The organism is Sphaerisporangium sp. NPDC051011, assembly GCF_040653595.1.
In the GTDB taxonomy this organism is placed as follows: Bacteria; Actinomycetota; Actinomycetes; order Streptosporangiales; family Streptosporangiaceae; genus Sphaerisporangium.
In genome coordinates, this window is sequence record NZ_JBFAGG010000020.1 from 89391 (window position 1) to 111803 (window position 22413).

The window sequence follows — 22413 nt, forward strand, 5'->3', positions numbered from 1 at the left end:
GGAGAACGGCGCGCACCGGGTCTCTTGCCCGGCTTACGCTCGTACTGACCTGGTCAGAAATGGTCAGTGTCGCAAGTGGCATCGAGAGTGCCACCACAAACAGGCTCTGTCCACCCCTGTCTTGCTGCAACAGGCTTGTGGCGAACACGCTTCGAAAGCGGATGTGGGGTGTACGCAATGACCTCAGCCACTGCCATATCGACTAGAGAGGCATCGCCGGCCCGCGTGGTGGAGCTGGCTTCCTTGTGCCGGGACCTTTTCTCCTCTTTCACCAGGTCTGACCAGCGACGATGGGGGGAGGTGTACGTTCGCGGACTGCTGTCGGTTCAGGGCAGGAAGTCCATCCGGCGAATGGCCGAGCAGGTCGTCGGCTGGGAGGCCGAACAGTGCCTCCAGCAGTTCGTGAACCAGAGCCCCTGGGACTGGGTGCCCGTGCGGCGCCGTCTGGTGGAGCATGCCATGTCGGCCGTCCAGCCGAAGGCCTGGGTGGTCCGGGAAGCGGTGATGCCCAAGAACGGATCCAGCTCCGTCGGCGTTGACAAGCAGTACGCGCACTCCATCGGGCGGATGATCAATTGCCAGATGGGGCTCGCGGTGTTCCTGGCGGGCGACGCCGGCGCCGTCCCGGTCAACTGGCGGCTCCTGCTGCCGCGTTCGTGGGACGACGACCCCGGTCGCCGTAGCCGCGCGCACCTGCCCGCGGCCGAGCGGCACCGCTCGCGCTGGGACCTGTTGCTGGACGCCGTCGACGAGATGACCGGGACGTGGGGCCTGACCCCCGCGCCGATCCTCGTGGACGCGTGCCACACGGCCCAGGTCGAGCCGCTGCTGGCCGGTCTGGAGGAACGCGGCCTTCGCTACGTCGTCCAGGTCACCGAGGGCACCCGGGTGGCCTGCGGGCCGCGCGCCCGGTGGTCGGCCACGCTCGGCGAGCTGGTCGCGCAGCGGGCCAGGCACGACGCCGTCATGCTGAGCCGCAGGGACGACCTCAACGCGACCACGTCACGGTTCGTGGCGCTGCCCCTGACGGAGCTGGCGGGACTGTACGACGTCGGGCCCGGCGGCCCGTACCGGGGTTCGCGCAGGGTGCTGGCCGAGTGGCCGGTCAGCCAGCCGGACCTGCGGGCGATCTGGCTCACCAACCTGAGCGGCTCACGCCTGCTCGATCTCATCGGCCTGCTGCGCCTCGGCAACCGCACCGACAACGACGTCGCCACGCTCGGCGACGGTTTCGGGTTGCGGCACTTCGAGGGCCGGTCGTTCCGCGGCTGGCACCACCACGTCACGCTCGTCTCGGTCGCCTTCGCCTACCGCCTCCTGCGGCGGCTGGAGGAGCGTGATGAGGCCGACGTGCGCCTGTGGTCGCGTGTGTGACATCGCACCACGACGGCGGCCGCGCCGCCGTCCGCTCGACCGCCGTCGGCGCGCCGCACCTGGCGCGGCCGATGGCGCCGGCAACCGTGCCGGACCTCTCGCGCCGGCACTGACCCCGTCCGTGCGCCTCCTCCTCCCTGGTACCGACGCGAGGTACCGAGGAAACAGGAGAGAACAATCGGGTGCGCAGGGGACGGGGTAATTTCATTGGGGTGCTCGGATGGTGGAAAGTACAGATTTCTTGTTCCTCGACGCGTGGTTGTCGCCGTTCTGTGAAGACATTTTCTCCTCTTTCGCGCGTGCGGACCAGCGCCGCTGGGGCGACGTTTACCTCCAGGGGCTTCTCACCGTGCCGGGCAGAAAGTCGATCCGCCGGATATCCGACCAGGTGGTCGGCCGTCCGGTGGACCAGTGTCTCCAGCAGTTCGTCAACCAGAGTCCCTGGGACTGGCAGCCCGTCCGGCGCAGGCTGGCCGGGCATCTCGCCGCGGCCTTCCGGGCGAAGGCGTGGGTGGTCGAGGAGGTCGCCTTTCCCAAGAACGGGGCGAACTCGGTCGGAGTCGCCCGGCAGTTCGCCCACTCGGCGGGCCGTCTGATCAACTGCCAGCTCGGCCTCGCGGTCATGCTCGTCGGCGAGAGCGGAGGGTGCCCGGTGAACTGGCGGCTGCTGCTGCCGAGGAGCTGGGACGACGACCCCGCCCGCCGGGCGAGGACCCGCATCCCCGCGCACGAACGTTACCGATCACGGTGGGATCACCTGCTGGAGGCGATCGACGAGATGGTCCTCGACTGGGGTCTGTCTCCGGCGCCCGTCGTCGTGGACGCGCGGGTGACGCCGCGGGTGGAGCCGCTGCTGCGGGGTCTGGAGGAACGCGGCCTGCACTATGTGGCCCGTGTCGGCGAGACCGCGCTGCTGCGCGGGCGCGCGGCGGGCTGGGCCTTCGGCGCCGAGAACGTCGCCAGCGCCGCCGGTGCGGCCTGCGCCGTCCAGGGCGGGCGCAACGGCACGACGCTCAGCGGCCGGGGCCGCGACAAGAAGAACGGGTCCCGCCTCACCGCCATCCCTCTCGACGTCCCCGCGGGCCCGGTGGAGCTCCGCCCGCGGCGCCCTGCCCAGCGGTTCATGACCGTCGAATGGGCTCAAGGCAAGAGCGGCCCCAAGGCCATGTGGCTGACCGACCTCGGCGACTCCCGGCTGTCGGAGGTCGCCGACATGATCGACCTGCGGCGCAACGCGCTCGCCCAGCTCGCCCTGATGGACGCGGAGTCCGGGCTGCGCCACTTCGAGGGCCGGTCCTTCCGGGGCTGGCACCACCACGTCACGCTGGTGTCGGCGGCCCACGGCTACCGGCTGCTCCGCGGGCTCGACGGCGAGCTCGCCCACGCAGGACCAGGAGGTTCCCGTGGGTCCAACGGCTGACGCTCCGCCGGGCCTGACCGCCCGGCTCCGGGAGATCGAGCTTTTCGCCGACCTGACCGACGACCAGCTGGGCTGGCTGGCCGAGGCCGGGTCGCACATGTGCCTGAACGACGGGGACATCCTGTTCAGCGAGGGCGAGCCCGCCGACCGCTTCTACGTCCTGCTGGGCGGCGAGCTGCTGTTCACCAAGGTGTTCGGCGGCCAGGAGCACGTGCTGACCAAGCACATCGCCGAGCACGTCCCCGAGCCGCTGCTCGTCCAGTACGACGGTAAGCGGCGGGCGGCGCACCAGTTCACCGGCGAGCTGCCGCTGCTCACCGACAGCGGGTACATCGCCACGGCCATCTCGGCCGGCGGCACCGAGCTGATGGCCTACGACAAGCAGACGTTCCTGGACATGCTGACCCGATGCCCCCAGGTCAGCCGGGTGCTGCTGCCGGTGCTGGCCTGGCGGATCCGCACGGTGGAGCTGGAGGCCGGGCGCAACCGCATGCTGGAGGGCCTCGGCACGCTGGCCGCCGGACTGGCGCACGAGCTGAACAACCCGACGGCCGCGATGGTGCGGGCCGCGGGCGAGCTGCGCGGGACCGTGAAGGACCTCACGGAGGCCGCCATGCGCTGGGGGCGTCTCGCGACGTCCTCGGAGGCGCGGCTGCTCAACCGCATCTGCGACAGCCTGCACGAGGGCGCCCCGGCCGGGAAGCCGCTGAACGTCCTGGAGGCCGCCGAGGCCGCCGACGCGGTCATGGACTGGCTGTTCGACCACGGCATCGAGCGGTACTCGGACATCGGCACGGCGCTGGTCGACCGCGGCCTGGACACCGAGATGCTGGAGGAGATCGCCGCCGCGGTGCGGCCCGAGGTCCTGGAGGCGGCGATCGCCTGTCTCGGCCTGATCGTCCAGGCCCGGACGATGGTCGAGGACGTCGCCGAGGCGGGCCGGCGCATCGAGGCGCTGGTGGACACCACCAAGGCCTACACCAACCTGGACCGCGCCCCCGTGCGCGACGTGGACCTGTGGGAGGGGCTGGAGGCGACGCTGGCGATGCTCGCCCCCAAGCTCAGCGGCGTCCGCGTGCGCAGGCACTACGGGGACGTCCCGCTCGTCACGGCCTATCCGAGCGAGCTGAACCAGGTGTGGACCAACCTCATCGACAACGCCGTGGACGCGATGGAGGGCATCGGCGAGGTGCGCATCAGCACCCGCGTCGAGGGCCACCACGCGCTCGTGGAGATCAGGGACAGCGGCCCCGGCATCCCGCAGGCCGTGCTGTCCCTGCTGTTCCAGCCGTTCTTCACCACCAAGGACACCGGGCACGGTACGGGCCTCGGCCTGCACCTCAGCCGGTACATCGTGTCCCACCGGCACGGCGGCACGATCGACGTGACGTCCGTGCCGGGGGACACGCGGTTCCTGGTCAGGCTGCCGCTGACGCGGGGTCAGGCCTCGGCGCGGTAGCGGTGGATCATCGCGACCGCCATCGCGCCCTCACCGACGCTGGAGGCGATGCGCTTGATGGACTTGGCCCGGGCGTCGCCGGCGACGAACACCCCGGGCATGCTCGTCTCCAGCGGCAGCGGCTCGCGCGGCAGGTCCCAGCCCTCGATCCCCTTGCGGGGGCCGAGGTCGGTGCCGGTCAGCAGGAAGCCGTGCTCGTCTCGGACGATGGCGCCGTCGAGCCACTCGGTGCGCGGCCGCGCGCCGATGAAGGTGAAGACGTACTCCGCGTCCTCGGTCCTCTCCTCGCCGGAGGACAGGTCGCGCAGCGTGATGCGTTCCAGGCGGTCGTCGCCGTCCGCGGCGACCAGGATGGTGCGGGTCAGGACGTCGATGTTGTCCTTGCGCCTGATCTCGTCGATCAGGTACTGCGACATCCGCGCCTCCAGGCCGTCGGCGCGGATCACCATCGTCACGTGCCGCGCGTGCTTGGCGAAGTGCAGCGCGGCCTGGCCCGCGGAGTTGGCCCCGCCGACGATCCAGACGTGCTGGCCGGTGCAGAGCGTGGTCTCCGACAGCGTGGCGCCGTAGTAGATGCCCGCGCCCTCGAAGCGCTCGGCCCCGGTCGCGTCGAACCGGCTGTAGGACAGGCCGGGGCACAGCAGGATCGTCCCGGCGCCGATCTCCTTGCCGTCGTCGAGGTGGAGGACGCCCGCGCGCCCGTCCCGGCGCAGCCGCACGACCTCGACGGGGGAGAGCAGGTCGACGCCGAACCGGCGGGCCTGCGAGACGGCCCGGCTGGTCAGCTCCACGCCGGAGATGCCCGACGGGAACCCCAGGTAGTTCTCGATCCTGCTGGAGGAGCCCGCCTGTCCGCCGGGGACGTACGCCTCCAGCAGCAGCGTGGACAGGCCCTCGGACGAGGTGTAGACGGCGGCGGCGAGCCCGGCCGGACCGGCGCCCACGATGGCCACGTCGTAGTGCGGGTGCCTGGTCTGCATGGCCAGCCCGAGCTCGGTGGCGAGCCGGCTGGTGGCGGGCTGGACGAGCCGCCGTCCGTCGGGAAGCTGCACCACCGGGAGGTCGGTCACGGGGGTGTCCTGGGCGGCCTCGGTGGCGTCGGTGAACTTGAAGGGCTGGCGGTGGCGGGTGAGGAAGTCGCGTACCCGGTGGGTGGCCGGCGCGAACGGCTGGCCGATGACCGTGATGCCGCCGTAGGGCGCCTCGTAGCTCGACTGCCAGTCGGCCAGCAGCTCGTCGAGCACCGGATACAGCCGCTCCTCCGGGGGGTCCCAGGGTTTGACCAGGTAGTGGTCGAGGCGGACCTCGTTGATGGCGGCGATGGCCACGCTCGTGTCGGCGTAGGCCGTGAGCAGGACCCGGCGCGCCGACGGGAACCGGTCCGCGGCGGCGGCGAGCAGCTCGATGCCGGTCAGCTCGGGCATGCGCTGGTCGGAGAGGATCAGCGCGGGCTCCTCGTTGCGGTCGCGGAGGGAGCCGAGGATCTCGAGCGCCTCGGCGCCCGACCCGGAGGTGAGGACCCTGTACCGGCCCTGGTAGGCCCGGATGAGATCACGTCGTATCGCTCGGAGCACGTGGGGGTCGTCGTCCACGGCGAGCACGACCGGGCGGTGCGGCTCAGGCATCAGGGCGTCTCCGATCGCTGAAGGCAGAGAGGGGCTGGGCGTTTCCGCGCGCGCGTCGGCGGGCCATGATTTGGCCAGGCCACATCACTTTAACCCGCATTTCGGGGAATGCGTTCCGGCACATGACGAAGTATCGGCAGATTTTCCCGTCCACTTTGAGGACTTGACGGAATAATCCGACTTCAGGAAGTGAGCCCCACCCCCGCGGGCGGCCCTTGTAGCGAAATATCCAAATTTGGTTGAATTCGGTCGCGGGACGATTGTCGATCGACAGGAGCCATCGATGCCGCGAAATATTCTTATCCTTCTCTCCGAGTACGGCTACTGGGGAGAAGAACTCCTGGGACCGCTGACCGCGTTCGACGAGCGGGGATATCAGAGCGTCTTCGCCACCGCCACGGGAAAGCGCCCGAAGGCGCTGCCCCCGAGCCTCGACCCCGGGTACATCGACCCGCCGCTCGGGCGCGCGGTGACCACCCCCGAGGTCGCGGTGGCCGCGCGCCGGCTGGACGAGTCCGACCGGCTGGACGCCCCGCTGAGCCTCGCCGAGTGGATCCCTGACCGGCCGTACTTCAGCGAGGACGGTTTCATCCGCAAGATCGAGGCGTACTACCGCGACATCGCCCGGCTCGAAGAGCAGATCGCGGAGTACGACGCCCTCACCATCGTGGGCGGCAGCGGCCCGATCGTGGACCTCGCCAACAACGGCCGCGTGCACGAGCTGATCCTGGCCTTCCTGCGCGCCGGCAAGCCGATCCTCGCCGAGTGCTACGGCGTCGCCTGCCTCGCGTTCGCCCGCGACTGGGAGAGCCGCGAGAGCATCATCTGGGGCAAGCACGTCACCGGGCACTGCAAGGAGTACGACTACAAGGACGGCACCGGCTTCATCGGCGTCGACTTCAACATGGGGCCGCCGCCGTACCCGCTGGAGTACATCCTGCGCGACGCCACCGGCCCCGACGGGCGCTACCACGGCAACGTGGGCAAGGAGACGTCCGTCATCGTCGACTACCCGTTCGTGACGGGACGCTCGACCCCCGACTCGTTCCTCTCGGGCCAGAAGCTGGTCGAGGTCCTGGAGTCCGGCCTGCGGCGCTACGGCTGGTGACCTGATGACGCCCCCGGCGCCGTTCCTCGTCCATCTTGTGATGACGTGAGGTGCAACGTGAGTGAAAAGCGACTGGCCGGTAGCACGGTCGCGATCTTGATGGAGAGCGACTTCGTCGAGCCCGAGATCCACTACTACCAGCGAAGGTTCACGGAGGAAGGTGCGCGGGTCGAGTTCCTCACGCGGCTGTGGGGCCAGGAGTCGATCACCTTCCACGGGCACGAGTACGGGAACCCGTTCACCGTGTCCGGCGACCTGGAAGCGGTCGACGACGACAAGCTCGACGAGTACGACATGTTCATCGTGCCCTCGGGCATCGTGTCGGACCGTCTGCGTTACACCGACGACGTCAACCAGCTCGCCCCCGCCGTCCAGCTTCTGCGCCGGGCGTTCGAGCGGCCCAACCTGCTCAAGGGCATCATCTGCCACGGCCTGTGGCTCGCCGCGCCGATCCCCGAGGTCGTGCGGGGACGCCGGCTGACCTGCCACAACAACCTCGTCGGCGACGCGCGCAACATGGGCGCGATCTACACCGACCAGGACGTCGTCGTCGACGGCGACCTCGTGACCGGACGCAGCTTCAACCACTGCCACGAGTTCGCCCGCATGATGATCGACCTGGTCGCGGCCGCCCGCGCCCCCAAGCCCCGCCTGCTCGTCACGGCCGGGGCTGGAGCGGCCGGCTCGACGCCGGCGGCCCTCCCCGAGATCACCGGCAACGGCTCGAACGGGCACGGCAACGGAAACGGGAATGGGAACGGGAACGGCGCGACCGCGGTGATCTCCCAGCTCGTCGCCCCGCCGGCCAACGGCAACGGCCGCACCGCGCTGGAGCGGGCGACCCCGCAGCGTCCCGCCGGCTACCAGCCGGACTTCACCTTCTCGGACCTCGTGGCCGGCTACATCACCGGCTACGACCCCGCCAGCGACACGATCGACCTCAAGACCAACGAGGGCAAGGCGATCCAGGCGCGGCTGACCTCCACGACCTCCGCGGAGTTCCTGCGCAACCTCGGCGAGCCGTACGTCGACGCCACCGGCCACCTGGACGAGCTCCTGAAGCCCGGCGGGTACCTGTTCGCGTACGGCATCCACTATCCCGAGAACGGCGCCTACACCTTCGAGGCCAAGCGTGTGGTCTTCCTCGGCAGGCAGCCCGACGAGTACAACTTCGAGCGCCCCGACTGGTGGGTGCGCCAGCTCAGCGCGCTCGCGAAGTTCTACCGCAAGGCGCAGTTCGGCGAGGGCACGATCGACTACGCGAACTACCGCACCGCGCTGCGGCTCGGCGGCGAGAAGAACGCGGGTCAGAAGGGCGTGCAGGAGACCGACACGATCTCCCGCCTCGTCTACGGCATGGCCTCGGCCTACATGCTGACCGGCGACGAGGACTTCCTGGACGTCGCCGAGCAGGGCACCGCGTACCTGCGCGAGCACATGCGCTTCGTGGACCGCGACGAGGACGTCGTGTACTGGTACCACGGCATCGAGGTGCGCGACGGCACCGAGCACAAGCTGTTCACCTCGGAGTTCGGCGACGACTACGACGCCATCCCGATGTACGAGCAGATCTACGCGCTCGCCGGGCCGATCCAGCTGTGGCGGCTCACCGGCGACCCGAAGATCCTCGACGACGCCGAGGGCACGCTGCGCCTGTTCCGCAAGTTCTACCACGACCCCGAGCAGGGCGGCTGGTACTCCCACATCGACCCGATCCTGCTCAGCCCGCACCACGAGTCGCTCGGCCCGAACCGTTCCCGCAAGAACTGGAACTCGGTGGGCGACCACGCGCCGGCGTACCTGACGAACCTGTACCTCGGCACCGGCGACCCGCGCCACGCCGAGATGCTGGAGGAGACGTTCGACCTGATCGTCAAGCACTTCCCCCAGGAGGGCAGCCCGTTCGTGCAGGAGCGCTTCCACGCCGACTGGTCGGCGGACCGCTCCTGGAGCTGGCAGCAGGACCGCGCCGTCGTCGGGCACAACCTCAAGATCGCCTGGAACCTGATGCGGATGATGGCGGTCCATCCCAAGGACGGCTACCGCCGGCTCGCCGTCGACATCGGCAGGAAGATGCCGGAGTTCGGCGCAGACCCGCAGCGCGGCGGCTGGTACGACGTCGTCGAGCAGCACCTGCAGGAGGGCCAGGAGCTCCACCGGTTCGTCTGGCACGACCGCAAGGCCTGGTGGCAGCAGGAGCAGGCGATCCTCGCCTACCAGATCCTCGCCGGGCACACCGGGGACGCCGAGTTCCGGCGCCGGGCCCGCGAGTCGTCGGCGTTCTACAACAGCTTCTTCCTGGACCACGACGAGGGCGGCGTCTACTTCAACGTCCTCGCCAACGGGCTTCCCTACCTGCTCGGCAACGAGCGGTCCAAGGGCAGCCACTCCATGAGCATGTACCACGGCGCGGAGCTGTGCTTCCTCGCCACGGTGTACCAGCGCCTGCTCCTGGACGACGAGCCGCTCACCCTGCATTTCCGCCCGAAGCCCGACGGCTTCGCCGACCGGATCCTGCGGGTCGCGCCGGACGCGCTGCCCCCCGGCCGGGTGCGGCTGGACTGGGTCGAGATCGACGGCCGGCCCTACCAGGATTTCGACGCCACGGCGCTGACCGTGAAGCTCCCCGACTCGAAGAACGCCCTCAGGGTCCGCGCTCACCTGTCGCCGGTTGGCAACTAGGAGGAGTCATGCGACTCAGTACCGAGGTACGCGGTGACGTCACCGTCATCGCGCTGGAAGGTTCGCTGGACAGCCGGACGGCGCCCCAGGCGCAGCAGGAGATCGAGGCCCTGTTCCCCGAGGAGGGGCTGGTGCTGCTGGACCTCAGCGGCACCACCTACATGTCCAGCGCCGGCCTGCGCGTCCTGCTGCTGATCTACCGCAGGGCGCAGAACGGCAGAGCCCGCCTCGCGCTCACCGGGGTGCCCGAAGAGGTGCACGACATCATGGCGGCCACCGGGTTCCTCGACTTCTTCACCGTCGCGGGATCGGTGGAAGACGGCGTCAAGGCGTTGACGGTATGACCGCACGCCCGGCGATCGAACGGATCGACGCCTACCCGACGCGCTCGATCGGCGGCTTTTCTGTGCGCGCCGGACGGCCGCTGCCGTTCGGCGCGACCCCGGTGCCGGGGGGCGTCAACTTCTCCGTCTACTCCAACAACGCGACCGCGATGACCTTGGTGCTGTACCGGGCGGGCGAGCCCGAGCCGATGGCCGAGCTACCCTTCCCCGACTCCTACGTCATCGGCGGCGTCTATTCCATGACCGTGTTCGACCTCGACGCCGAGGGCATCGAATACGGGTACCGCGCCTACGGCCCGTTCGACCCCGAGCGCGGCCACAGGTTCGACCCCTCCGTCGTGCTGGCCGACCCCTACGCGCGGCTCATGAGCGACGCCTCGACAGGGCCGCGGCGGTCACGGGTGGCCTTGGACGACTTCGACTGGGAGGACGACAGTCCGCTGCGCCTCCCGCACGAGGATCTCGTCATCTACGAGCTGCACGCGCGGGGCTTCACCAAGAGCCCCACCTCGGGGGTCTCGGCGCCGGGCACGTACGCGGGCCTGATCGAGAAGATCCCTTACCTGCGCGAGCTCGGCGTGAACTGCGTCGAGCTCCTGCCGATATTCGAGTTCGACGAGAACGACAACCCCCGTTCTCACCCGGTCACCGGGGAGCCGCTGTCCAACTACTGGGGTTACAACACGGTGGCGTACTTCGCGCCCAAGGCGTCCTACGCCTCGACGGGCCGGTACGGGATGCAGGCCGACGAGTTCAAGAACCTCGTCAAGCAGCTGCACAAGGCCGGCATCGAGGTCATCCTGGACGTGGTGTTCAACCACACCGCGGAGGGCAACGAGCACGGGCCCACGATCTCGTTCAAGGGCCTGGACAACGCCACTTACTATATGCTCACGCCGGACGGCCACTACTACAACTTCAGCGGCACCGGCAACACGCTGAACTGCAATAATCCCGTGGTCCGCGGGTTCGTGCTCGACTGCCTGCGCTACTGGGCCTCCGAGTACCACATCGACGGCTTCCGGTTCGACCTGGCGGCCATCCTCGGCCGCGGCCCCGACGGCTCGCCGCTGTGGAACCCACCGCTGCTGGAGTCCCTGGCCTACGACCCCGTGCTGCGCGACTGCAAGCTGATCGCCGAGGCGTGGGACGCCGCGGGTCTGTACCAGGTCGGCAGCTTCCCCAACTACTGCCGCTGGTCGGAGTGGAACGGCCGCTACCGCGACACCGTGCGCCGGTTCGTCAAGGGCGACACGGGCGTGGCCGGCGACCTGGCCACCCGCATGGTCGGCTCGCCCGACATGTACGGCCGGCGCGGGACCTCCGCCACCATCAACTTCGTCCTGTGCCACGACGGGTTCACGCTCAACGACCTGGTGTCCTACAACGAGAAGCACAACTACGCCAACGGCGAGGACAACAGGGACGGCGACAACAACAACCAGTCGTGGAACTGCGGCCACGAGGGCCCGACCGGCGACCCCGAGATCATCGCCCTGCGCGGCCGCCAGATGCGCAACATCCTCATGATCCTTCTGGCGAGCCAGGGCGTGCCCATGATCCTCGCCGGGGACGAGGTCGGGCGCACCCAGCAGGGCAACAACAACGCCTACTGCCACGACAGCCCGCTGACGTGGTTCGACTGGGACCTGGTCGAGCGCAACGCGGACCAGCTCCGCTTCGTCCAGAAGGCGATCCGCTTCCGCCAGGCCCACCCGGTGCTCCGGCGCGGCCCCGCCTCGGCGGTGAGCTGGCACGGCGTCCGCCAGTGGACGGCGGACTGGTCGGAGGGCTGCCGCGTGCTGGCCGGCATGTTCGACGCGGGCGCGGACGACTGCGTGTACGTCGCCGCCAACGCGCACTGGGAGGGCCACAGCCTGGAGCTGCCCACGCCCCCCGCCGGCACCGCCTGGCACCTGTTCGCCGACACCTCGGCCCCCTCGCCGCTGGACGCGCACGAACCGGGCGCCGAGCCTCCGCTCCAGAACCAGTCCCGCGTGGAAGTGGGCCCGCGCAGCGTCGTCGTCCTGGTCGCTCATCGCGTCCAGGTGGACCAACGAGACAACGGGAAGGAGGAGTGATGGCGTTCAAAGTGAGGATGCAGATCGAGGGCAGCACCGCGACCATCAGGCTCGAAGGTGAGCTCGACGGCCGCTCGGCCCCCGAGCTCAACGAGCTCGTGGTCCGGGCCGCGGACCAGCGCGTCGAAAGGCTCGTGCTGCTGCTCGAAGAGCTTTCCTACATGTCGTCGGCCGGGATCCGCTCGCTGGTGTTCGCGCACCAGAAGATGCCGGAAGAGACGGAGATCCTGCTGGTCGGCACCCAGCCCGACGTCGCGGAGACCATCCGGCTGACGGGCTTCGACCGCAGCATCGTCATGCGGGAAACGTTGGAGGCCTGATGTTCGCGTGCCGGCTCGAGGTCGATGGCTCGGGCGCGTCCATCGCCGGGCCGGTCGGCGATTTCGTCGGCGCGCTGGCCGAGCGGGCCGGACTGGCGACACGTCCGGCCTACTGGCTGAGGCTGGCCGCCGACGAGATCACCACCAACATCGTCCAGCACGGCTATCGCGGGCGCGACGGTGTGGTGGACCTCGAAGGGGGCGTCGACGCCGATGCGCTGTACCTGCGCATCGAGGACGACGCCCCTGCCTTCGACCCCCGGGCGTACGATCCCGCCCCCCGTCTCGCCGTACCGCCCAGTGTCCGTGAGCTGGGCGGGTACGGCTTGATGCTCGCGCTCGGCAAGGTGGACGAGTTCAGATATCAATACGTCGGGGGGCGCAACCGCAATACGTTGATCATGCGGCTGACCACCTCCGGCGAGGCACATGGAGGAGTCGATGCCGAACGCGCTGGTGGTGTTTGAGGCCGAGTCGGTCATGCCGCAGGTGGTGGCCGAGCTGGACGAGGTGCTGCGCGCGGACGGGTTCGACGTCGCGCACAGCAGCCCGGACGATCTGACGATGCGCACCGAGACGTCACCACAGCCCGACCTGCTGATGGTGTCCGCCTCGCTCGGCCTGCAACGCGTGGCGCTGGTCGGCCAGCACTTCATGGTCGACGGGCGGATGCCGACCATCATCTCCTTCCCCGAGGACGATCTGGCCGCGCTGGAGGAGTGCGTCGAGGGCGGGTTCGACTACGTGACCCCGCCCTTCCGGCGCACCCTGCTGCGCAGCCGGATGAACTCGTGCCAGGAGAGGTCGCGGCTCAGCTCCACGGTCGAGGAGATGGCGGCGCTGGCGAGCCTGCGCGAGTACGAGCGGGATCTGCACATCGCCCACGAGATCCAGTCGGGGTTCCTCCCCGAGAACGTTCCCGTGCCGGAGGGCTGGGAGGTCGGGGCGCGGTTCCGCCCGGCCAAGCAGGTCGCCGGCGACTTCTACGACGTGTTCACCATCGTCAACGGCCGCAGGCTGGCGTTCGTCGTGGCGGACGTGTGCGACAAGGGGATCGGCGCCGCGCTGTTCATGGCGCTGATCCGCACGCTGCTGCGGCACACGGCCGAGCACACCGGGGCGTCGCGCCTGGTGGAGGACGAGTTCCTGCTGTCGGTCGACGGCGAGGGGGCCGCCGGGTCGGCGGCGCCGCTGCTGTCGCTCGGGGCGGGACCCCTGGTGCAGGCCATCCTCGGTACGAACAGGTACATGGCCCGCAACCACCTCAAGCAGGGCTACTTCGCGACCATGTTCTTCGGCGTCCTGGACCCGGTCTCGGGCGTCGTGCTCTACATAAACGGCGGCCACAACCCGCCGGTGGTGGTCCACGCCGACGGCAGGCGCACGCTGCTCCCGCCGACCGGCCCCGCGGTGGGCATCCTGCCCGACAGCTCCTACACCCTGGGGTACGTCCAGCTCGACCAGGGTGACACGCTGTTCGCCTACACCGACGGCGTGGTGGAGGCCCGCGACATCCAGGGACGCCTGTACGGGATGCCCAAGCTGGTGGACCTGCTGGAGAACGACAGGCGCCGCGACGCCGAGACGATGCTGGAGGAGGTCGACGCCTCGGTGCGGCACTTCGCCGGCCACGCCGAGCAGAGCGACGACATCACCATGCTCGCCCTGCGCCGCACGCCGCCCGCGGGTTTCGCGGGACCGTAACGCCGTAACACGGCATCGGATATTCGCCCGAAAACGGCGAGGCCCGGCGCCGGACGCGATGGCAGCGTCCGGCGCCGGGCCTTTGCGGTCGTCAGGTCCGCTCGACGGGGACGGCCGTAACCGCCTCGTACAGCTCCCCGGCGAGGCGGCCCAGCGGGCGCGGGCTGAGAAGCTCGCCGATGCGCACCTCCACGGCCAGGTCGGTCTTGACGCGGGCGCTCAGCTTGGCGGCGAGCACCGAGTCCAGGCCGTGCAGGGTCAGCGGGACCTCCGGGTCGAGCTGGTCGGGCGGCAGGCCCAGGAACTCGGCGAACCGCAGCATCAGGTACTGGCTGAACGCCTCCGGCGAGGACGTCGCCAGGTCCGCCCCGTCGTAGGGGGCGTCGGCGCGGGCCGGCTCCACGAAGTCCGGCTCGGCCACCGGCGCCGGCCGGGTGTCCGCAGGCGGGTCGACCCAGAAGCGCTTACGCTGCCACGCGTACGACGGAAGCGGGACGTACCGCCCGCCGGGGTAGATGCGCTCCCAGGCGGGATCACAGCCCCGTACGTAGGCATGCGCGAGGCCGTGCAGCAGGGACTCCTGCTCCGGTTCCTCGCGGTGCAGCGACGGCACCGCCGTGGCGTCCGCCCCCGAGATCGCGATCTCGTCCTCGATGACCGCGCTCAGCAGGGGGTGCGGGCTGATCTCCACGAACAGCGTGGGGGTTTCGTCGGCCAGCACGGCGCGGATCGCGGAGGCGAAGCGCACCGGGCGCCGCAGGTTCTCCATCCAGTAGTCCCCGTCGAGCACGGAGCCGTCGATGACCCGGTCGAGCATGGTGGAGTGCAGCGGCACCGCCCCGGCCCGCGGGCGCAGGGACGACAGCGCGTCCAGCAGGGCCGGCCGCACGGGCTCGACCTGCGGCGCGTGCGAGGCGTAGTCCACCTGCACCTGCCGGCAGAAGACGCCCTGGTCGCGCAGCGGCCCGATCACCTCGGCCATCGCGTCCGGGTCGCCCGCGAGCACGCACGAGCGGGAGCTGTTCACCACGCCCACGCACACCTGGCCGGACCGCTCGCCGATCGCCTCCCGCGCCCGCTCCTCGTCCAGGTGGACGACCCACATCGCGCCCGAGCCGCTGAGCCCGTCCAGCAGCACGCTCCTGCGGCAGATCACCGCGGCGCCCTGGCGGACGGTCAGGGCCCCGGAGACGGTCGCCGCGGCGACCTCGCCCATGCTGTGCCCGATGAGCAGGTCCGGCGTGACGCCCCAGTCCTGCCACACCGCGGCCAGCGAGACCTGCACCGCCCACAGCGCGGGCTGCACCTCACTGGTGGCCGTCAGCGGGGTGTCCTCGCCCAGCCGGTCGATGACCGACCAGCCCAGCTCGGCCTTGATCGCGCGGTCGCACTCGCGCATGCGCCGCGCGAAGACGCGGTTCTGGTCCATCAGCTCGCGGCCCATGCCGACCCACTGCGAGCCCTGCCCCGGGAAGACGAACACGACCCGGGACGGCCCGGACGCCCGGTAGCTCCCGCCGACCACCGACTGGGGGGAGGCCCCGGCGCCGAAGGCCCGCAGCGAGGCGGTCACCTTGTGCCCGCCGCCCACGACGGCGAGCCGCAGCTCGTGGTGGCTCCTGCGCGCGCCCGCGCTGTGGCAGATGTCGTACAGGTCCGTCCCCGGGGTGTCGAGGGCGTCGGCGTACCGCAGCGCCATCTCCGGCAGCGCCTGGGAGTCGCGCGCCGACAGGGGCAGCAGGAAGGGCGTGGAACTCGGCTTGCGCCGCGGTGCCTCCACCACCGCGGGAGCCTCGGCCAGCACGATGTGCGCGTTCGTCGCCGACAGGCCGAACGAGCTGACGCCCGCCACCGCGGGGCCCGGCCGGTCGGGCCAGGGCTGGGTGCGCCGGGCCGGGCGCAGCGGCATGCCGGGCTCGTCGAACAGCGGATGGGGTTGTTTCACGTGGAGCGTCGCGGGAATGATCTTGTGCTTGAGCGCCAGCGCCGCCTTGACCAGGCCGATCAGCCCGGAGACGCCCTCCCCGTGGCCGACGTTCGACTTCGCGGAGCCGACCAGGCAGGTATGCCCGGGCTCGCGTCCCTCGCCCATCACGCGGCCGAGTGCGTCCAGCTCGGTCAGGTCGCCGCGGGGGGTCCCCGGCCCGTGCGCCTCCACGTAGGCGACCTGGCCCGGTGCCACGCCCGCGTCCTCGTAGGCGTCGCGCAGCATCGCCTCCTGGCCGTCCACACCGGCCGCGATGAGGGTGCCCGACCCGCGTCCGTTGCTGTTGACGGCCGAACCGATGATCGTCGCGTAGACCTGGTCGCCGTCGGCCAGTGCGCGGGAGAGCGGCTTGAGCACGATGCTCACCGCCGCCTCGCTGCGCACGTACCCGTCCGCGCCGGCGTCGCCGAACCGGCACCGGCCGGACGGCGAGAGCACCCCGGCGTCGGCGAGGCTCAGGTACAGGTCGGGGGCCAGCAGCAGGTTGACGCCGCCGACGATGGCGAGCGTGCTGTTGCCGCTCCACAGCTCCCTGCACGCCAGGTGGACGCTCAGCAGGGACGTCGAGCACGTGGCCTCCATGCCCATGCTCGGCCCGCGCAGGTCGAAGAGGTAGGAGATGCGGCCGGCGAGCGTTCCCCAGTTGCCCGCGCCGACCGCGGCGTGCATGTCGTACAGGCCCGCCCTGCGCAGGATGTCCCAGTAGTCGGACGGCAGGCAGCTCGTGAAGACGGCGGTCCTGCTCCCGGCCAGGCCCTGCTGGGAGATGCCCGCGTCGTCGATGGCCTCGGCGGTCACCTCGATGAGAAGGCGGTGCTGCGGGTCGATGCGCACCGCCTCGTGGGGAGAGATCGTGAAGTACGAGGCGTCGAACTGGTCGATGTCCTGCAGGAAACCGCCCGCGCGCGCGGGGATGCGGTTCCACCATTGCGCCGTCGCCTGGGTGGTGTCGCTGGAGGCGAACCGTTCCACGGGGATCTCCCCGACGGTGTCGCACTCTCCGACCAGGACGTCCCAGAACGCGGGGACGCTCGACGCCCCCGGCAACCGGCACGCGGCGCCGATGATGGCGATGGGCTCTCGGGGGCTGGGGGTGCTGTTCATGCGGCCTCCACTCCGCCTGTGACCTTTGTTCTCCCCTGGCCGGTCAGCGTGGATATCGCGACCGCGACGTCCCATCCGGAGTTCTGCTCGCCACCGTGGAAGTCACTCGCCAGGAGAGTCGCTTCGCCGGACCTGCCGGCGAGCAGGAGCGCGTCGATGAGACACGCCGTGATGTACGGCGACAGCCACGGCGGCCCGGCGTCAACGCCGCAGTTGCCGAGCGCCAGCGCGCGTCGCAGATGGAACACCGCTTCGTGCGGGTCGGTGGCGATCGTCGCCGTCGCCCGCGCGGCATGAACGAAAAGCGCCGTCTCCCGGTCGTCCCGGTCGACGTTCCCGATGCCCGCCGAACCCTCGGACCCGCGGCCGGTGAGGGCCTGGATCCAGGACCGGTAGGCGAGATACCGCCCGCCTGGGCGGGGACCGCGCAGCAGCGCGGCCTTGAGCAGGAAATCCTCGGCTCCCATGGGCTGACCGAGCCCGAAGGCCATGGCCATCGCCTTCGCCAGCGCGAGGTGCGGCGTCGTCTCAACGGTGTCGTCGGGCATCGAGTCCAGGAAGTCGACGACGTCCTGGGCCCGGCAGTGGAGCAGCAGCAGGTGGGCGAGCACCGGGGCGACCATCTCCCCGGCACCGCACCACACCGCCGCCTTGCACAGTTCGTGGGCGCGTTCGAGCTGGAGCTCGTACCACGCCTGGGTCGTGGCCTTGGAAAGGAGTTCGAGGGACCTTCGGGTCCCTCCGGAGGTCCAGGTGCTCACCTCGCGGAACTCCCAGAGGTTGTTGCGGAGGACGAAGTGGACGCCGAGGTCGCACGAGGTGATCAGTTCACGGAGCAGAGCCGGGCTGCCTCCCGAGGCGGCGTGCAGCGCCTCGGCCGTGGCGTGCCGGACGTGGCCGCCGATGATGTCGGCCAGCAACGTCGTCACGTCGTCCAGGGCCAGCGGCGGCAGGTGGACGTTCCGCCGGTGCGGCTCGAACCGCAGGCTGTCCGCCGGGTCCGGGTGCGGCACGGAGCCTTCGGGCGCGGTGGTCACCAGGAGCGTTCCGGCCCCCCGCCTGCACATGTCCCGCAGGCTGAGCAGCGTGGCGTGATCGCTCAGGTGCGCGTCGTCCACCACCAGGAGCAGTTGACGCCCGTTCGCGGGGACGCGGGCGGCGACCCCGGACGCAGGTTCCGAGGCCTCGACGCGGACGATCTCGAAGGACGAGGCCTCCTCGGACTCGAGCGCGCGCTCGAGCAGGGCCGTGCGGCCCATGCCTCGTTCACCTTCGATGATGATCGGGCCGGCCACCCGGGCGCGCAACGACACGCGGATGCTTTCGAGCTGCTCATTCCGGCCCACGAAATTCCAGTGCATTGTGGTCCCCCAAATTCCCCAGGCCGCGTTAACACGCCGGACTTGCCTGGGGACGGCAGGACCGATCGAGCGTCACCATGGCCTGGACGTTAATCAGGGCAGACGACATTGGAAACGTCCGGCTCCGTGACTGCTCGGTCGTCGTTGTCGCGCGTCCCACGATCAGCCAGACGGAATCCAGGCGTCAATCCAAAGATGACGGAATCCTACGCCGTATTGGGGAAAATGCTATACAGAGGTATTCGGAGGGCCGTCGATGGGCAGATGCACCACGATGGAATGGAATGGACTGTCCATGACACGCAGCACCGCGATTTGGAATGTGCAGGTCCCGAGCCCCGGCACGTCGAGCGTGCGCGGGCGGACGTGCTGCTCACGGACATGCTGCTCGTTCCACCACATGCGGAACTCCGGGCTCTCCCGTTCCAGCTCGCGCACGAGCTGGTTCATCCGCCTGTCGGCCGCCCGGCTCGCGTATGCCGCCCGCAACCGGGCCACGACGTCGCGGGTGTCCTCGGCCCAGCCGATGATCCGCTCGCGCGCCTCGGGGGCCGTGAGCATCCACCTCAGCATGCTCCTGCGGCCCTCCGGCTGCTCGCCGAAGTCGGTGTACCAGTCGGTCGTGGCCTTGTTCCAGGCGAGGACTTCACCGTATTGATTCGCCGCGTAGACCGGAAAGGGGCCGTTCCCGGCGATGCGGGTCACCTGCGTTACCAGATGCCTGCCCTCGTCGTCGAGATCGCTCGGAATCTCCGTCGCGGTCCGGCCGAGGGCGAGTTGGTGGATGTACTTCCGCTCGTCTTCCTCCAGACACAGAACATTCGCCAGACTGTCGAGCACCTGCGGCGACGGGTGGATGTCCCGGCCCTGCTCCAGGTACGTGTACCACGTCGGGCTCAGGCCCGCGAGGACGGCGACCTCCTCGCGGCGCAGCCCCTGGGTACGCCTTCGGGCGCCGGCGGGAAGACCGACCTGTTCAGGGGTTATGCGTGCCCGGCGGTTGCGTAGGAACCGGGCGAGCTCCTGCCTTCTCTCGCTACTGCCGGACACGAAGTCTCCCCTGCACCTGACGTGATGCGTGCCGGTCGTGCGCACGTCGCTACGACTGTAGGTCACTTACCGGCATATCGTCATCGAGTGGTATCCGGAGGTGGAGTTTTGGCTCTGGCTGGAAGCCGGGTGGGCATCGTGGGCGGCAGCCTCGCCGGCTGCGCCGCCGCCGTCGCGCTGCGCCGTTTGGGCTGTGACGTCACGGTCTATGAAAGAACCCGGGGGGAGTTGAGGGGCCGGGGGGTGGGTATTGCGCTCCCCATCGAAATGCAATACGAACTTGTTTCGGGCGGTTACGTTCTGAAAAATGTACCATTCATTTTGAATGCGGAGCGCAATTGGATGGTGGAGCTGAGTGGTCGGGAAAGCAGGCTGATCTGGCGCCAGGCGCTGCCCGCCGCCTTCACCACCTGGGGTCTGCTGTGGCAGGGCATCCGCGCCGGAGTGCCCGACGACGTCTACCACGGCGGCACGACCGTGACCACCGTACGCGCCGACGTGGAGGGCGGCGAGCTGGGCTTCGCCGACGGCTCCACCGAACGGTTCGACCTGCTCATCGGCGCCGACGGCTACCAGTCCCGACTACGCCGGCTGGTCAACCCCGGATCCCGGCTGAACTACGCCGGATACGTCCTGTGGCGCGGCACCTGCGACGAGAACCTGCTCACCGACCCCGTCCTGCGGGAGGTGACCCGGCGCGGCGCCGTGACCGCGTGCTTCGACGGCGGCCACGCCATCCTGTACCACATCCCCAGCATCCCCGGCTTCGAACACGGAGCCACCCCGGGCGGGCGCCTGCTGAACTGGGGCGTCTACGGCGGGCTCCCCGCCTGGTTCCGGCTGGAGGGCGAGGCCTGGATCCCCCCGGGACGCGTGACCGACGACCTGGCCCGCCACCTGCTCCGCCTCGTCGACGAACGCCTCTCCACCGGCTGGCGCGAGCTCGTCCGTAAGACCGGGACCGCGGGCATGGCCATCCAGCCCATCTTCGACGTCACCACCCCCACGTACGTCTCGGGCCGCGTCATGCTCATGGGGGACGCCGGCACCGTCGCCCGCCCCCACACCGGCGCCGGGGCGGTCAAGGCGCTGCGCGACGCCCTCGCCCTCGAACGGATCGCCGGCGAGCACGGCACCTGGGCCTCCGCGCTCGCCGCCTACGACGCCGAACGCTGCCAGGAGGGCAACGCCACCGTCGAACTCGGCCGCCGCATCGGGCGCGCCCAGGTCGAGGACACCCCGCGCTGGGCCGACATGACCCAGGCCGACTTCCAGAGGTGGGTGCAGGAGGCGGTCGCGAACCGCTCGCGCTACCTGTACCCCGAACTCGGCGACGATTGAGCCGGTTTCGGACCCGGCTCGGGCCGGCCTGCGTGGCACTACCACTGCCATCATCAACGCTCTCTGGGCCTCCTCCTTCTCACAGCGCACACTTGGGATCGGAAAGGGGGGAGGACGCCTGAATGGGGACCGGTAGGACCTACGCGCGCCGCATCACCTCGTCTTCGGGGGTGGCGCGATGCACCTGATCGTCATCGCCGCCGGTGCCGCCGGAGCCGTCCTCGTCCTGATGGTCTGGCTCAGCGTGCTGCGCACCGTGCTCACGCCCCGGGCGCGATCTTCGATGGTCGCCCGCGCGACGCTCCGCGTGGTCGCCCCCTGCGTCCTCGCCATCGCCAAACGGCTGCCCCGCCGCGACTCGCGCGAACGCGTGCTCGACATGTGCGCCCCGGTGACGCTGTTCGGCATCGCCGGCGTCTGGGTCGGCGCGTCCCTGCTCGGGTTCTCCCTGCTCGGATGGGCGTTGAACGGCCTGGCCTCCGGGTCGGTCGCGTGGTCCGACTTCCACGTGGCCCGCTGGCAGGGCGGCCCGCTCGCCGGGCTCGTGTGGGTCTCCGAGGCGCTGCTGCTCGCCGCCATCACCACCTACATCATGCGCTTCACCGACGCCTACGGCCGCCGCGAGCGGGCCGTCGCGCGGCTCGCCGGCCGCGTCGTCAAGTCGCAGGACGCCGACGCCCTGCTCGTCGCCTACCTGCGGACCGGCTCGCGCGACCACCTCGACACGATGTTCGGCCAGTGGACCGACTGGATGACCGACGTCGAGACCACCCACGTCGCCTACCCGGCCCTGACGTTCTCCCGCCCCGTCGGCGAACTGTGCTGGCTGGAGGCGGCGGTGACCGTCCTCGACATCGCCGCGGTCACCGAGGCGGTCTCGCCGCACTGGGCGCCGCCCTGCACCCGGGCGCTGCTCACCACCGGCTCGCGGTGCATGCAGCGCCTGGCCTCGGAGCTCTGCCTGGTGCTGCCGCGCGCCGCCGTCAGCCTGCAAGGACGTGAGGAACGCAGCTTCTCCGACACGCTGCGCGCGGCGCAGAACGTCGGGCTGCCCGCCGAGCGCGACGAGCAGGAGGCGTGGGAGGTCTTCCAGAGCCTGCGCACCCGCTACGCGCCGCACGCGCACGCCATGGAGACGTACCTGTTGTTCGAGGAGATCGGCATGGCCTGGGGGGACGACGACCTCGGGGACATGCCCGACGACGACCCTCCCGGGTTCGGCGGCGGCGTCGGGTACGGCGCCAGCGAGTACGACAGCGAGGTGCCGCCGCCCCGGCCGCCGGAGAACGGTAAGAACACGGCTCGCATGTGACATCGCCCCCTGGACGGGTGCGCACGGACGCGCGCGAGGGAGAAGACTGGAAAACCTGGACAAGTGACGTGAAGGTGGCCGTCCCGCCCGCCGGTCCCGCCTGCTGAGGCGCCATGGCGAGGCCGGCGGGATGGCGGCGTT

The 22413-nt window shown here is 70.2% G+C and carries 16 protein-coding genes and 1 pseudogene; 13 read left to right on the forward strand and 4 right to left on the reverse strand.

The genetic code is table 11. The features are described from left to right. Positions 1 to 177: 177 nt before the first annotated feature. The 3 genes from AB0H21_RS34905 (at position 178) to AB0H21_RS34915 (ending at position 4253) form a co-directional block, all read left to right on the forward strand. Positions 178 to 1374 carry an IS701 family transposase gene (locus AB0H21_RS34905; protein WP_358525480.1) on the forward strand — a complete coding sequence of 399 codons (1197 nt, stop codon included), beginning with the start codon at positions 178 to 180 and terminating at the stop codon, positions 1372 to 1374. A 220-nt stretch (positions 1375 to 1594) separates the two neighbouring features. Continuing rightward, complete coding sequence (locus tag AB0H21_RS34910) at positions 1595 to 2794, forward strand: transposase (protein ID WP_358525482.1); 1200 nt, start codon at positions 1595 to 1597, stop codon at positions 2792 to 2794. Continuing rightward, complete coding sequence (locus tag AB0H21_RS34915) at positions 2778 to 4253, forward strand: ATP-binding protein (protein ID WP_358525484.1); 1476 nt, start codon at positions 2778 to 2780, stop codon at positions 4251 to 4253. Before AB0H21_RS34910 ends, AB0H21_RS34915 begins: the two co-directional genes overlap by 17 nt. On the opposite strand, the gene AB0H21_RS34920 is transcribed toward AB0H21_RS34915, so the two are convergent. Beyond that, positions 4235 to 5878 (reverse strand): FAD-dependent oxidoreductase, encoded by a 1644-nt coding sequence (locus AB0H21_RS34920; protein ID WP_358525486.1) that lies wholly within the window; start codon positions 5876 to 5878, stop codon positions 4235 to 4237. The genes AB0H21_RS34915 and AB0H21_RS34920 overlap by 19 nt on opposite strands. Before the next feature lie 283 nt (positions 5879 to 6161). Between AB0H21_RS34920 and AB0H21_RS34925 the strand changes: the two genes are divergently transcribed. From AB0H21_RS34925 to AB0H21_RS34955, 7 genes are read left to right on the forward strand one after another with little or no spacing between them, the layout of a single operon-like run. Further along, positions 6162 to 6986: a type 1 glutamine amidotransferase domain-containing protein gene (locus AB0H21_RS34925; RefSeq protein ID WP_358525487.1), complete on the forward strand. Its 825-nt coding sequence runs from the start codon at positions 6162 to 6164 to the stop codon at positions 6984 to 6986. 57 nt (positions 6987 to 7043) lie between these two features. Further along, positions 7044 to 9668, forward strand: coding sequence for an AGE family epimerase/isomerase (locus AB0H21_RS34930; RefSeq protein WP_358525489.1), 2625 nt, complete (start codon positions 7044 to 7046; stop codon positions 9666 to 9668). 8 nt (positions 9669 to 9676) lie between these two features. Then, on the forward strand, positions 9677 to 10012 hold the full coding sequence (locus tag AB0H21_RS34935) for an STAS domain-containing protein (protein WP_358525491.1): 336 nt from the start codon (positions 9677 to 9679) through the stop codon (positions 10010 to 10012). Continuing rightward, entirely contained in the window at positions 10009 to 12093 is a 2085-nt protein-coding gene (locus AB0H21_RS34940) for an isoamylase (protein ID WP_358525493.1), read from the forward strand. Before AB0H21_RS34935 ends, AB0H21_RS34940 begins: the two co-directional genes overlap by 4 nt. After that, positions 12093 to 12413, forward strand: a complete 321-nt coding sequence (locus AB0H21_RS34945; protein WP_358525495.1) for an anti-sigma factor antagonist — start codon at positions 12093 to 12095, stop codon at positions 12411 to 12413. Before AB0H21_RS34940 ends, AB0H21_RS34945 begins: the two co-directional genes overlap by 1 nt. Continuing rightward, positions 12413 to 12880 carry an ATP-binding protein gene (locus tag AB0H21_RS34950; protein ID WP_358525497.1) on the forward strand — a complete coding sequence of 156 codons (468 nt, stop codon included), beginning with the start codon at positions 12413 to 12415 and terminating at the stop codon, positions 12878 to 12880. Before AB0H21_RS34945 ends, AB0H21_RS34950 begins: the two co-directional genes overlap by 1 nt. After that, entirely contained in the window at positions 12855 to 14117 is a 1263-nt protein-coding gene (locus AB0H21_RS34955) for a PP2C family protein-serine/threonine phosphatase (RefSeq protein WP_358525498.1), read from the forward strand. Before AB0H21_RS34950 ends, AB0H21_RS34955 begins: the two co-directional genes overlap by 26 nt. A gap of 91 nt (positions 14118 to 14208) precedes the next feature. Here AB0H21_RS34955 and AB0H21_RS34960 read toward each other — a convergent pair whose 3' ends face one another. The 3 genes from AB0H21_RS34960 to AB0H21_RS34970 all read right to left on the reverse strand — a co-directional run bounded on the left by AB0H21_RS34960 (position 14209) and on the right by AB0H21_RS34970 (position 19619). Further along, entirely contained in the window at positions 14209 to 17208 is a 3000-nt protein-coding gene (locus AB0H21_RS34960) for an acyltransferase domain-containing protein (protein WP_358525499.1), read from the reverse strand. Beyond that, positions 17205 to 18569 (reverse strand): hypothetical protein, encoded by a 1365-nt coding sequence (locus AB0H21_RS34965; RefSeq protein ID WP_358525500.1) that lies wholly within the window; start codon positions 18567 to 18569, stop codon positions 17205 to 17207. The genes AB0H21_RS34960 and AB0H21_RS34965 overlap by 4 nt, the downstream gene beginning before the upstream one ends. Before the next feature lie 228 nt (positions 18570 to 18797). Further along, a complete protein-coding gene (locus AB0H21_RS34970; RefSeq protein WP_358525501.1) occupies positions 18798 to 19619 on the reverse strand; it encodes a helix-turn-helix transcriptional regulator in 822 nt (273 codons plus the stop codon). A 24-nt stretch (positions 19620 to 19643) separates the two neighbouring features. On the opposite strand from AB0H21_RS34970, the pseudogene AB0H21_RS34975 reads away from it, so the two are divergent. From AB0H21_RS34975 to AB0H21_RS34985, 3 genes and pseudogenes are all read left to right on the forward strand, one after another. Next, positions 19644 to 19829, forward strand: a pseudogene (locus AB0H21_RS34975) (NAD-binding protein); the annotation flags it as partial. Positions 19830 to 19961: 132 nt separating this feature from the next. Further along, complete coding sequence (locus AB0H21_RS34980; protein ID WP_358525582.1) at positions 19962 to 20960, forward strand: hypothetical protein; 999 nt, start codon at positions 19962 to 19964, stop codon at positions 20958 to 20960. Between the two features lie 178 nt (positions 20961 to 21138). After that, positions 21139 to 22272, forward strand: coding sequence for a hypothetical protein (locus tag AB0H21_RS34985; protein ID WP_358525502.1), 1134 nt, complete (start codon positions 21139 to 21141; stop codon positions 22270 to 22272). Positions 22273 to 22413: the final 141 nt, after the last annotated feature.

Excerpts from the sequence above, each read along its gene's own strand:
- AB0H21_RS34925 (WP_358525487.1), top strand. The coding sequence starts at position 6,162 with ATGCCGCGAAATATTCTTATCCTTCTCTCCGAGTACGGCTACTGGGGA.
- AB0H21_RS34950 (WP_358525497.1), top strand. The coding sequence starts at position 12,413 with ATGTTCGCGTGCCGGCTCGAGGTCGATGGCTCGGGCGCGTCCATCGCC.
- AB0H21_RS34985 (WP_358525502.1), top strand. The coding sequence starts at position 21,139 with ATGCACCTGATCGTCATCGCCGCCGGTGCCGCCGGAGCCGTCCTCGTC.
- AB0H21_RS34935 (WP_358525491.1), top strand. The coding sequence starts at position 9,677 with ATGCGACTCAGTACCGAGGTACGCGGTGACGTCACCGTCATCGCGCTG.
- AB0H21_RS34945 (WP_358525495.1), top strand. The coding sequence starts at position 12,093 with ATGGCGTTCAAAGTGAGGATGCAGATCGAGGGCAGCACCGCGACCATC.
- AB0H21_RS34965 (WP_358525500.1), bottom strand. The coding sequence starts at position 18,569 with ATGCACTGGAATTTCGTGGGCCGGAATGAGCAGCTCGAAAGCATCCGC.
- AB0H21_RS34905 (WP_358525480.1), top strand. The coding sequence starts at position 178 with ATGACCTCAGCCACTGCCATATCGACTAGAGAGGCATCGCCGGCCCGC.
- AB0H21_RS34955 (WP_358525498.1), top strand. The coding sequence starts at position 12,855 with ATGCCGAACGCGCTGGTGGTGTTTGAGGCCGAGTCGGTCATGCCGCAG.
- AB0H21_RS34940 (WP_358525493.1), top strand. The coding sequence starts at position 10,009 with ATGACCGCACGCCCGGCGATCGAACGGATCGACGCCTACCCGACGCGC.
- AB0H21_RS34960 (WP_358525499.1), bottom strand. The coding sequence starts at position 17,208 with ATGAACAGCACCCCCAGCCCCCGAGAGCCCATCGCCATCATCGGCGCC.
- AB0H21_RS34920 (WP_358525486.1), bottom strand. The coding sequence starts at position 5,878 with ATGCCTGAGCCGCACCGCCCGGTCGTGCTCGCCGTGGACGACGACCCC.
- AB0H21_RS34980 (WP_358525582.1), top strand. The coding sequence starts at position 19,962 with ATGGTGGAGCTGAGTGGTCGGGAAAGCAGGCTGATCTGGCGCCAGGCG.
- AB0H21_RS34910 (WP_358525482.1), top strand. The coding sequence starts at position 1,595 with ATGGTGGAAAGTACAGATTTCTTGTTCCTCGACGCGTGGTTGTCGCCG.